Consider the following 10,344-nt stretch of genomic DNA (forward strand, 5'->3'; position numbering starts at 1 on the left):
GCCGCGAGGGCACCTGCCACCTGCAAGCGCGTCAAGGGACGACTCAATGTCCGGCCGCACCTGGCCAACCGCGGGCAGTTCCGTGCGGTGATGGTCTCCATCCGCGAAAAGACCCCGAAACCCGGGATGCCCCAGTAACGGTGAGGTGACAGCAGGATGGAACACATCCGGCACGCGTTCAACTGTTTTGCGCAGGACTATGACCGGCAGCGGGAGCATATCATTCCGGATCTCCGGCAGTTTTATGGCACCGCGGTCTGGGCCGCAGAATCCGATAAGCCCGAACCGGAGATCCTCGACATCGGTGCCGGCACCGGCCTCTTCTCTGCGTACCTGCTGGAGAAGTTCCCGGAAGCGCACCTGACGCTCATCGACATTGCCGAGAACATGCTGGAGATGGCACACCAGCGGTTCACCGGCCGGGAGCACACGGAGTATATCGTGCGCGATTACTCCTCGGGGGAACTCGGCGGGCCGTACGATATTGTCTGCTCGGCGCTATCGATCCACCACCTCGAACCGGAAGACAAGCGCCGGCTCTTTGTACGGATCTACACGGCGCTCCGGCCCGGGGGCATGTTTGTCAATGCCGACCAGGCCGACGGTGAGACACCGTACTTCCATGAACGGTACCTGGAGTACTGGAATGATTTTCTGGAGACCGGCCCCATGAGCGCGGAGCAGCATGCCGAAATCCTGAAACGCCGGGACACGCTGGACAAAAACGAGAAGCTCTCCGACCAGCTCGCGTGGCTGAAGGAAGCCGGGTTCCCCGACGTGGACGTGGTGTACCGGAACCGGACATTCATCGTCACCGTTGCCCGGAAAGGCGGGACTCCGTAAGGAACCCGTTCCGGGATCCTGTGTTCAAACCGCAGGACTATGTAGTCCCGCGTAGTATCTCTCATCAGTGATTCCTCATGAGAGTGCCCGCCAGACTCTTTATCATCATTTTCCTCTCGTTCTTCCTGTTGATCGCCACTGCCGCTGCTGCCCCGGCTGCTGCCGGGATCTCGTCCGCTGCAGCCGACACGTCGGGCACTCCCCCTCAGGATGCCGCGGCATATATTGCCGAAGCACAAGGCGCAGTTGCGGAATCGAACTGGACGTTCGTGCTCACTGTCACGACCCGGGGCCTGGCTTGGTACCCGGACAACCCGGACCTTCTCTGCCTCCAGGGCTACACGTTCCGGAAGACGGGGCAGTACCAGAAATCCGTTGACATCATCTCAAAAGCGATTCCCCTGGACCCAAAGGCAGTGCGTTACGCGAACCGGGGGTACGGGTATCTTGCGCTCGGGAACTATTCTGCGGCGCTGAACGATGCGGATACCGGCATCTCCCTGGATGCAAACTATACGGCAAACTATGGCGTGAAAGCATTAGCCCTCAGTGGACTGGGGAGAAACGGTGAGGCGCTTGCTGCCGTTGATACGGCTCTTGGGCAGTCCCCGGAGAGCGCCCATTACTGGCACGTGAAAGGCGCTGTCCTTGCAGCAGGCGGGGACTGTACCGGTGCTCAGTCAGCACTGGAACGCTCGATCGCGATCAACCCGGAGTATGTATTGCCCTGGCCGGGCTTTGGCACTGCAGAGGAGAAACTTGCTGCTGTGAAAACCGGCTGCAACCCCGCTCCTGCCGGGACAACGCCGGTGAAATCCCCGCTCGGGTGGATCGCGGTTGCCGGGGCTGCCGGTGCAGTCATGGCCCTTGGATGGAGAAAGTAATCTTCCACAATCAGTTTTTTTAAAACAGCCAGTAGCGAGGGATGGATTTGAACCATCGATCTACGGGTTATGAGCCCGTCGGGATATCCTGACTACCCTACCTCGCTTCCTATAATCAGGGTTATACTATAGTCTCGGGGCGCTGATATACTTTACTCACTCACTCTCTCCCGTATTGCCCGCAGCCTCCGCTAACATTATATCAGCCTAACGGTATAGTGAATCCATGGATGACGAGCTTGTCCGGATACGGGAGAAGCGCAAGCAGGAGTTGGCCGGAAAAATGCAGGACGCAGGCAGGAGCGGGGTACAGAACGTCGATGAGATGCACTTCCAGCAATTCGTGACCACCAACCAGTTTGCCGTCATCGATTTCTGGGCGGAATGGTGCGGACCCTGCCGGCGGATTGCACCGATCATGGACGAACTCTCCATAGAATTTGCCGGGAAAGTTGCCTTTGGCAAGTGCAATACCGATGATAACCGGCGCCTTGCCATGCAGTTCAACATCGATGCCATCCCGGCGATGATGCTCTTCTCCCGCGGCCAGCTGGTGGACCGGATCATCGGGGCGTATCCCAAGGACGCGATCCGGGAGAAGATCGTCCGCAGGTTCGGGCTCGATTAACCCCGCTTTTTCACGCGGGTCATAACGGCGCAGGAAATGAAAAGGTTTACCCGATCTCAATCCCCACTACTGGGATAATGGGCGAGACGGGAACTCCTTTATCGAAGATCGTCAAGTCCCTCGGGCTCGTATTCGGGGATATCGGGACGAGCCCCATCTACACGATGGGTGCGGTCATGCTCTTCATGATCCCGTCCTCGTTCAACATCTTCGGCCTCCTCTCCCTTGTCACCTGGACGCTCCTTATCGTCATCTCTGTCCAGTACATCTGGCTTGCGATGTCGCTCTCCGATAAGGGTGAGGGCGGGACAATCGTTCTGAAAAATATCGTTGATACGCTTTTGCAGCCCGGCATTGGTGCGTCTGCGGTTTCGGTCCTCACTATCATCGGGATCGCCCTCTTCATCGGCGACGGGGTGATAACCCCGGCGATCAGTATTCTCTCGGCAGTGGAGGGAATTGCCCTGATACCCGGGTTCGAGGAGACCTCCCAGGTCACGCTCCTCCTCATCGCGGCCGCGATTGCCATCGGGCTCTTCCTCTTCCAGAAGCGCGGAACCGATCGCGTTGCCTGGACGTTCGGCCCGGTCATGGTGGTCTGGTTTGCCGCCCTCGCCCTCTCCGGGGCCATCTCCATCATCGCTGCCCCGCAGGTCCTGTATGCCTTAAGCCCGACCTATGCCATTGATTTCATTCTCGACAATGGCTGGGCATCGATGATGGTCATGTCGGCAGTCATCCTCTGTGTCACCGGCGGCGAAGCGCTGTATGCCGACATGGGTCACCTGGGCAGGGAACCGATTGTCAAGGGCTGGGTCGTGGTCTTCCCGGCACTCGTGCTCAGTTATCTGGGGCAGGGGGCGTACGTCATGCAGACGGACAATACCCATAATGTCCTCTTTTCCATGATCAATCACATCAATCCCCTGCTCCTGGTCCCGTTTTTAATCCTCTCCGTCTGCGCCACGGTCATTGCGTCGCAGGCGATGATCTCCGGCATGTTCTCGATCATGTACCAGGGAATGATGAAGAAGATCATCCCCAAGATGAAGATCGAGTACACCTCCCCCGAGCTCCGGTCCCAGATCTATATCGATGCGGTCAACTGGATGCTCCTCTTTGGCGTTCTCCTCGTCATCTTCGAGTTCCGGTCCTCGGAGAACCTCTCGGCCGCGTACGGCCTTGCCGTCTCGGGCTCGATGATGATCTCCGCCATCCTGATGACGATCATCTTCTTCAAGAGGAACCAGAACATCAAGATGCTCATTGCCGGCTCATTGTTCGTCCTCGACGCGATCTTCTTCATCTCCACACTCTTCAAGATCCCCCACGGCGCGTACTGGTCGTTTTTCATCGCCACGATCCCGCTGATCGTCATCGTCACGTTCATCCTCGGCCAGGACAGGCTTCATGCAATCCTCCGCCCGGTCCCGATCGAGGAGTTCCTCCCCAAGTACAAGGAGAGTTACGCGAACCTGCACAAGATCCGCGGCACCGCCCTTTATTTCGTCGGGGATATCCACCGGCTCTCCCCGTACCTCTCCCAGGTCATCTTCAAAAACGAGATCCTGTACGAGAACAACATCCTCGTCTCCATCCAGATCACGGAGAAGCCGTTTGGCATCACCACGGACTTTGATACCGGGATAGCTCCCGGCCTCCATATCTTCCGGGTCACGTGCGGGTACATGGAGATCGTGGACGTAGTGAAGCTGCTGCAGGAGAAGGGCATTGACGAGAAGACGATCTTCTACGGCATCGAGAGCGTGGTCTCCGACACGCTCATCTGGAAGATCTACGGCATCATCAAGAAGAACACCCCGCCGTTCATCCAGTTCTATGCTCTTCCCCCGGAGAAAATCCACGGCGTCGTGACCCGGGTCGTGATGTAAGCCGGGGTGTGTCCGGCGGGTGTACCGGGCAGCAGCCTTCCGTACCGGCCCGGCGCTTTTCGGGCGTGACAGTACAACATTGATGACGGGACACAATCAACAGAGTAACCAGGAACACCGGGTTTTGTGCTATGGACATCGGGCTCGTCATCCAGGGAATCATCGTCGGTCTCATCCTTGCCGTACCGGTCGGGCCGCTGTCCCTCGTCTGCATCCAGCGGACCCTTTCTTCCGGCAGGCTGCACGGCCTTCTCTCCGGGTTTGGCATAACCGCTGGCGATTCCGTGTATGCGGGCATCGCGTTCCTCGGGCTTGCCGCCATCTCCGGTTTTATCCTCTCGTTTGAAGTCCCGCTCAGGATCTTCGCGGGGCTGGTCCTCATTGCAGTCGGGGTGAGGATCATCGGGTTTGTCCCCGACCGCGGTCAGGACAAGACCGGCCAGGGCCGGTATTCAAAGGACTTTTTCTCGATGCTCGCCCTTGCGCTTGCAAACCCGATGACGCTCGTCTTCCTGATGGTGACCCTCCCGGGCTATGGTTTTGTCTTTGGCGGGACCTCGCTCTTCTCGGCAGGCTGGTTTGTCTCAGGATTCATTGCTGGCTCGGCATTGTGGTGGGTTATCCTGTGCGGGGTGGTCGGGTCGTTCCGTGCCCGGCTCACCGAAAGGAACCTGACCCTGATCAACCATGCCTCCGGTCTCTTCATTGCCGGTATCGGGGTGGTCATGATCCTCGCGCCAGTCCTTGCACTGGCGGGGATCGCCAGTCCGTGACACGGTGCAGCCCGACTCCCGCAAGAAGAAAATATATTTTCTGAAGCGCCAATAATTAAGCACGTACGAGCCGTCGTAACGGGATCACGGGAGAGATTCCACTGACAGAGAAGAAACCGGCAGCACCTCCGGGCGATGAGATCGTCAGGGTCAGGCTGCCCCAGAAACGCAACCGGGAGATGTTCGGCAGTGCCGAGCTCATGATGGGTGCAAACCATATCCGCGTCCGCTGCTTTGACGGTGTGACCCGGATGGGAAGGATCAAGGGAAAGATCAAGAAGAAAGTCTGGATCCGGGAGGGCGATATCCTGATTGTCATCCCGTGGAACTTCCAGGATGAAAAATGCGATATCGTGTACCGCTACACCGGCCCGCAGGTCGAGTGGCTCCGGCGGAATAAGTACCTGTGACAGTGTCTCTTTTTTCTGCACTCTGCTACTGCATTCCGGTGATACGAGGCATTGTTCCTTTTCATCGGCGCATACGGGAAGGAGAAGGGAACAATTCCCCCTCAGGCCCCAATACTATGATATCCTCATCTAGAGCGAGCGGATGATCACTTCGTATTGCTTGATTACCAGCCGGCTGGTTTGTGGCAGTTCGTATTCCAGTGGTTGTCCCGTTCCCGATCCGGGGGTTCCTGAGTTCCGTGACATTCCCAGGGTTTGCCGGAGGTAATTATCCCAGGCAACCGAGTAATCCTTCACGCTGTCGGGAGTATACGTGAGATAGATGGGGACGAGCCCGGTGGTATCGTAGTTATCAAACCGGGTCTCGCCCAATGCCATCTGCACGGTGCCGATACCATCCCGGGCCATCAGGCCGTTGCTTGTCAGATTTACCAGGTTGATGACCAGGGTTTTCGTCTGCCCGTCGTAGAACCACCGCGGTTCAGCAAGCATTACCGAACCCTGATTCTGACGCTTCACAACAGCGCCGTTCTGGAGTGAAACTTCTGTATTGGCAGATGCGGAGGAGTAGGTAAGATCCCCGGACCTGAAATCAGTGACAAAGATGACTCCATTCGCATCGCGGATCGTAATCTTTGAGGCCGGGGGAGTATGGTGTGAATTGTATATTGTCAGGGCCCCACCTCCGATCTTGAGCGAGGTCTCCTTGTAAGGGACGGTCTTGTACGCGAGGCTTTTTACATCGTTCTGGAGCACGATCATGTTCTTTTCCATGATCTGCTCATCGGCGCTCGTCTGCTGCTGCATCAGCAGCGGGTACCCGTACAGGGTCACAAGGCCGATGCCTGCCATCATCAGGGTAAAGATGAGGAGAAACCCTATGGACTCCGATACGCCCTCGGTGCATGGTGCCTGGATTTTTCTCTTTGTCATACGAATCCTCCGGAATTGTAACTGATCCTGTTCATACCGCTGCCCGTGGTATTCCCGCCTGCCCTGCGCGTGGATCCTATCCCGGCAATTGCCACGTTGGCTGTAACCGTAGTGCCGCTGATGCGCACGGTCTGGGCAGAAAGGTCCTCGCCATAGAGATTCCCGACCTCGACCAGGTAGCCTTGCCCGGCAACTTCATCCGGGATGTCGAACCGGGATGTGATATTACCGTTTGCCGGTGCGATGGCATAGATGTCAACGATTCTTGTCGAGATCCCGTTGCTGATGTCGGTATATGCCGAGTACGTGATGGTTTTTGCGGGCATTTCCATGAAATGCGTGTTCGTGAGAAGGAGTACAACGATGAACAGGCCGGTGAGAACGCCGGAGATCAGGATGTACTCGATCAGGTTTGCCACACCTGCGTCAGTCTTTGTCCCGTGGTTCTTATTCGGATCGCCAGGTCTCATTGTATGCCGTCACTCCGTTGTTGTAATGCATTTCAATATGGGTGTACGGATCCGATCCCGCCGGAGGTGAAGAAGAGAATTCTACCACGGCGTTATGCCTGCTTAAGGACAGGTTCCGTATCTCCCTCTGCACGTTGGTTTTATCGTTTTCATCACCAAGGAATTCCGACTGGATGATCATGCCCCGGACCTCACGGATATCGGTTTTCGGGAATTCCGAGACCGCTTCAGCCGTGGTCTGTCCTACGATCGTTGACTGGTTGATCAGTATCGCGATAAAGAACAGGGCAAAACTCACGATAAATCCCATCAGCACGATCCACTGTGCATCATCGTTCAGTCGCGCCATACTAACGCCTCCACAAGTACTGCATGCTTGCCGGAAGTGACGTCCGAACAGAGTGGACAGGGGCTGTCGACAATGACCCACTCGGTTACCCTGACGGCATGTTCCCTTCCCGTGAATATATGGGAGGATGCGCCCAGGGGGACATCGCCGACGGTTCCATCTGACCGTTCGTAGGTCACGTTTGCCATGAACTGGATGCGATCCCTGCCGGTGCCGGTCTTTGCATTCACGATACTGTCAAACATCTCCTGGAACTGTACAGCATCGCCCGTTTCAATGATGGTCCGCAGAGATGTTTTTTCCACCGAACTGTTGGGTGCAGTATTCATCATCTTCAGTGCATCATCCCCCACAACTTCGAGCTGCATGTCGCTGATGTGGGTGTCCCCCATCGTATAAACAGATGTGGAGTTCACCACGATGTACGCCGTAAGGAGGAGGATCAGGGCTGCTGCAACCCCCTCGATAGTGTATAGCTGTCCGTCGGCATTTACCATACCGCCACCTCCAACACCGCATCTTTGAGTTCAGGCTGCGTGACATTCACCGGGTTGTAGTCATACAGGAAGGGCCGGGTGTGGGTATTGTTCAGGAACTGCTGTTCCGGGACCACTTCAAAGGTCAGGTTGATAAAGATCGTGTCATCCGTGCCTGCGTTAATGAAAAAGCCCGGATCAAATACCAGTGCCACATCCTTTGAAAAACTCGCCGGAGGAGTAACGGGAGTTCCTTCTCCGTCCTTATAGAGGAAACTCCCGTATGATGCTGCAGGAACGACAAACGGGTCGAGTGTGGACTTCCCATACGATTTCGTGAAGAATTGGACGTTTGACACGGACATGGTCAGAGCTGAACCTTGTTTATCCGGGGCCCGGGATTCTTCCAGGTCCGTGATATTGATGATGATCCTCTCCCTGAGCGGGTTGATGCGGTACGCGGCAGCACCAGTCGGCCTCTTCAGAAATCCCACATCATCGAATAACAGGGACGAGGTATTGATCATAATCGAGAACCGGTGATGCCCAACTTCCTCTGTATTATTATATCCATATGCTTCGATGAGTGTCTTCCCGATCGTAGCATTGCTTCCGCTCCTGGTTTTTACCGCCCTGCGTATTGAGCCATACTGGTAAAATTCCGGGATGACATCGCCGACAGACATCAGGGTATCTTTTCCTGTCTCTTGTAAGGAAATATTGAACCGGTACGGGAAATCCCCGAATATTGCCCGTTTCTGGTAATCTGCTGGATAGGTGAAATCCACGGTGTTGAAAAACCGGTGTACCTTACTTTCATCGAGAATGTTGGGGGTATCTTTTGCAATGGCAAGGCCGAACCGGGCAATATTGAGCTTGTTTTTCTGCAGTTCCCAGGGTATGCTTGCATCCGCTGAGGGACTGACATCCCCGGGATCCTCGACAAGGATAACTCCAGTCCGGTAGGCCACGGCATCGAAATCGATCGTGTGGGACTGGATCCCAAGAAAAAGCCCCGGGATCATGGTTGCCACCCAGATGAATGCAAGGATGAAAATGGTAAATCCGACCAGGAAGTCTACGGACATTGCACCGGCATCGTCAGTCATTTGCGGAAATCAGTGCTCCTGTTGTTGCGTTGAACCTGAGTTCCCGTTGAATTCCCGGACCGGTGATAGTAAGATAATAGGTATTTCCCACGAGGCTCAGGTCCCACGACTCGGTCGTCATCGAATCTGGCAGGGTTACAATCCGCTCCTGGTGTTCCAGGAACAGCTCCCGTGGCGTGATTATCAGGTCAGGGTGAATCTCCTGTTCCGGACACCTGCCTGACCAGTTGTATACCTTTTCTCCTGAACGGCTGTACGTGATAAGAAATGAACGCTCCTCCTGGCAGACTATAATGTCCCAGCTGCTGGCATTTCCGGAAGTATCGAGTCGATAGCCCTGGATCATCCGGATACCAAAGGTTCCGGTAGTGTTTCCCTCCCATTCGGGGAGGCTGAACAGGATGCGGGATGCGGTATCCGGAAAACTGATCCCCGTGACAGGATCGGATTCGTTGAGAATGATAAAACCGGTACCGGCTTCTGGTTCCTTTGTCTCGGAAGAAAAACTGAATGAAGGCAGGGAGAAAAAACCTGTAATACCGAGAAGAACTCCTGCTATCGCGATAAAAAAAAGGAGATATGCCAGTTTTTTCATGGAATTACTCAATGGTTTATAGGAGGGAGCCGGAATATAAATTTTCGTTAATTGCGATACGTCTGTTACTGCTTTTGTTATACCGATTACGAACAATTGGATGATTTTATGTTCACGATCCCGATCCTCCGGGAGTTTTTAGAGAACTCGTGGCACACGGTGCCCCGGCATCCTGAATCCTGTCAGAGGATTGAAGGAAAAAAATTCCCGTGTAATTAACCTAACCTTTCCTTCAGGAATGCCCGGCCGGCTCTCTGATTCTCCTGGAGAAAACCGTAAAGAGTGCGCGAGTCTGGCGGATATCAGCGCTGAAAAAATTGCTATTTCGCAAATCTGACAATAATATGAAGAAAAAACAAAATACAAAATTATATATACTAAAGAGAGAGAAAAACCTCTCTCAGGAAGGAGGCAGGATAGTGAAACGAACGATTCTGGGATTGATCGGATTTCTCCTCCTTGTCAGTTCAGCAGCAGCACTGGATCTCTCTTCGTCAACGATAAGCACGCCGGAATGGATCAGAGCAAACGGAGCAGACAGTTCCGTAATCACGGTAACCGTGATGGATACGACAAATAGTCCTGTTGCCGGTGCGGATGTAACCTTCGCCCTTGATGCTGCCTCGCAGACACTGGGGACGATATCCCCTTCAATTCCTGTCAAAACCGATGCCGCTGGTATTGCGACAGCAGTCTTTACTACAAAAACGATCAGTGGCAATGCAATTATTCATGCATCTGTCTCCGTCAATGATGGAGAAACACCCCCCGTTACGCTCACCACATACCAGCGAATCGATCACAACACCCCGGATAAGGCGATTTTTGATACCTATCCAACCGAGCTGATGGTTGGTTCCGAGACGCGGGTGAACCTGACGGTATACGATTACTGGAACAACCGCGTTGACAACAGGAATGTATCGGAAGCGGTCCGGATAACCGTAACAGGTGGTAACGGCGTCGGGTTGAAGGATGGCAC

General features: G+C 54.9%; 13 protein-coding genes and 1 tRNA gene. 7 read left to right on the top strand and 7 right to left on the bottom strand.

The annotated features are described in order from the left end of the window. The first annotated feature begins 156 nt into the window (after window positions 1-156). Both CW742_RS02340 and CW742_RS02345 read left to right on the top strand, forming a co-directional pair. A complete protein-coding gene (locus CW742_RS02340; RefSeq protein ID WP_292415995.1) occupies window positions 157-843 on the top strand; it encodes a class I SAM-dependent methyltransferase in 687 nt (228 codons plus the stop codon). A 77-nt stretch (window positions 844-920) separates the two neighbouring features. After that, window positions 921-1,727 carry a tetratricopeptide repeat protein gene (locus CW742_RS02345; RefSeq protein WP_292415997.1) on the top strand — a complete coding sequence of 269 codons (807 nt, stop codon included), beginning with the start codon at window positions 921-923 and terminating at the stop codon, window positions 1,725-1,727. Between the two features lie 32 nt (window positions 1,728-1,759). On the opposite strand, the gene CW742_RS02350 is transcribed toward CW742_RS02345, so the two are convergent. Further along, window positions 1,760-1,834, bottom strand: a tRNA-Met gene (locus CW742_RS02350). 119 nt (window positions 1,835-1,953) lie between these two features. On the opposite strand from CW742_RS02350, the gene trxA reads away from it, so the two are divergent. The 4 genes from trxA to eif1A all read left to right on the top strand — a co-directional run bounded on the left by trxA (window position 1,954) and on the right by eif1A (window position 5,430). Then, window positions 1,954-2,355 (top strand): thioredoxin, encoded by a 402-nt coding sequence (gene trxA / locus CW742_RS02355; protein WP_292415999.1) that lies wholly within the window; start codon window positions 1,954-1,956, stop codon window positions 2,353-2,355. Window positions 2,356-2,432: 77 nt separating this feature from the next. Further along, window positions 2,433-4,247 (top strand): KUP/HAK/KT family potassium transporter, encoded by a 1,815-nt coding sequence (locus tag CW742_RS02360; RefSeq protein ID WP_292416000.1) that lies wholly within the window; start codon window positions 2,433-2,435, stop codon window positions 4,245-4,247. A gap of 131 nt (window positions 4,248-4,378) precedes the next feature. Further along, window positions 4,379-5,020: a LysE family translocator gene (locus tag CW742_RS02365; RefSeq protein ID WP_292416002.1), complete on the top strand. Its 642-nt coding sequence runs from the start codon at window positions 4,379-4,381 to the stop codon at window positions 5,018-5,020. Window positions 5,021-5,121: 101 nt separating this feature from the next. After that, complete coding sequence (eif1A, locus tag CW742_RS02370; RefSeq protein ID WP_292416017.1) at window positions 5,122-5,430, top strand: translation initiation factor eIF-1A; 309 nt, start codon at window positions 5,122-5,124, stop codon at window positions 5,428-5,430. Window positions 5,431-5,559: 129 nt separating this feature from the next. On the opposite strand, the gene CW742_RS02375 is transcribed toward eif1A, so the two are convergent. The 6 genes from CW742_RS02375 to CW742_RS02400 are packed head-to-tail and all read right to left on the bottom strand — an operon-like array spanning window position 5,560 to window position 9,362. Further along, window positions 5,560-6,363, bottom strand: coding sequence for a hypothetical protein (locus CW742_RS02375; RefSeq protein WP_292416004.1), 804 nt, complete (start codon window positions 6,361-6,363; stop codon window positions 5,560-5,562). Beyond that, entirely contained in the window at window positions 6,360-6,833 is a 474-nt protein-coding gene (locus CW742_RS02380; RefSeq protein WP_292416006.1) for a hypothetical protein, read from the bottom strand. Before CW742_RS02380 ends, CW742_RS02375 begins: the two co-directional genes overlap by 4 nt. Continuing rightward, complete coding sequence (locus tag CW742_RS02385) at window positions 6,811-7,182, bottom strand: hypothetical protein (RefSeq protein ID WP_292416008.1); 372 nt, start codon at window positions 7,180-7,182, stop codon at window positions 6,811-6,813. Before CW742_RS02385 ends, CW742_RS02380 begins: the two co-directional genes overlap by 23 nt. Then, window positions 7,170-7,679: a hypothetical protein gene (locus tag CW742_RS02390; protein WP_292416010.1), complete on the bottom strand. Its 510-nt coding sequence runs from the start codon at window positions 7,677-7,679 to the stop codon at window positions 7,170-7,172. Before CW742_RS02390 ends, CW742_RS02385 begins: the two co-directional genes overlap by 13 nt. Then, complete coding sequence (locus tag CW742_RS02395; protein ID WP_292416011.1) at window positions 7,673-8,767, bottom strand: hypothetical protein; 1,095 nt, start codon at window positions 8,765-8,767, stop codon at window positions 7,673-7,675. The genes CW742_RS02390 and CW742_RS02395 overlap by 7 nt, the downstream gene beginning before the upstream one ends. Next, window positions 8,760-9,362, bottom strand: coding sequence for a hypothetical protein (locus CW742_RS02400; RefSeq protein ID WP_292416013.1), 603 nt, complete (start codon window positions 9,360-9,362; stop codon window positions 8,760-8,762). Before CW742_RS02400 ends, CW742_RS02395 begins: the two co-directional genes overlap by 8 nt. A gap of 419 nt (window positions 9,363-9,781) precedes the next feature. Here CW742_RS02400 and CW742_RS02405 point away from each other — a divergent pair. Then, a partial coding sequence (locus CW742_RS02405; RefSeq protein ID WP_292416015.1) for an invasin domain 3-containing protein occupies window positions 9,782-10,344 on the top strand: 563 nt, incomplete at its 3' end.

The sequence above is a fragment of the Methanoregula sp. genome, assembly GCF_002835825.1.
GTDB lineage: Archaea > Halobacteriota > Methanomicrobia > Methanomicrobiales > Methanospirillaceae > Methanoregula.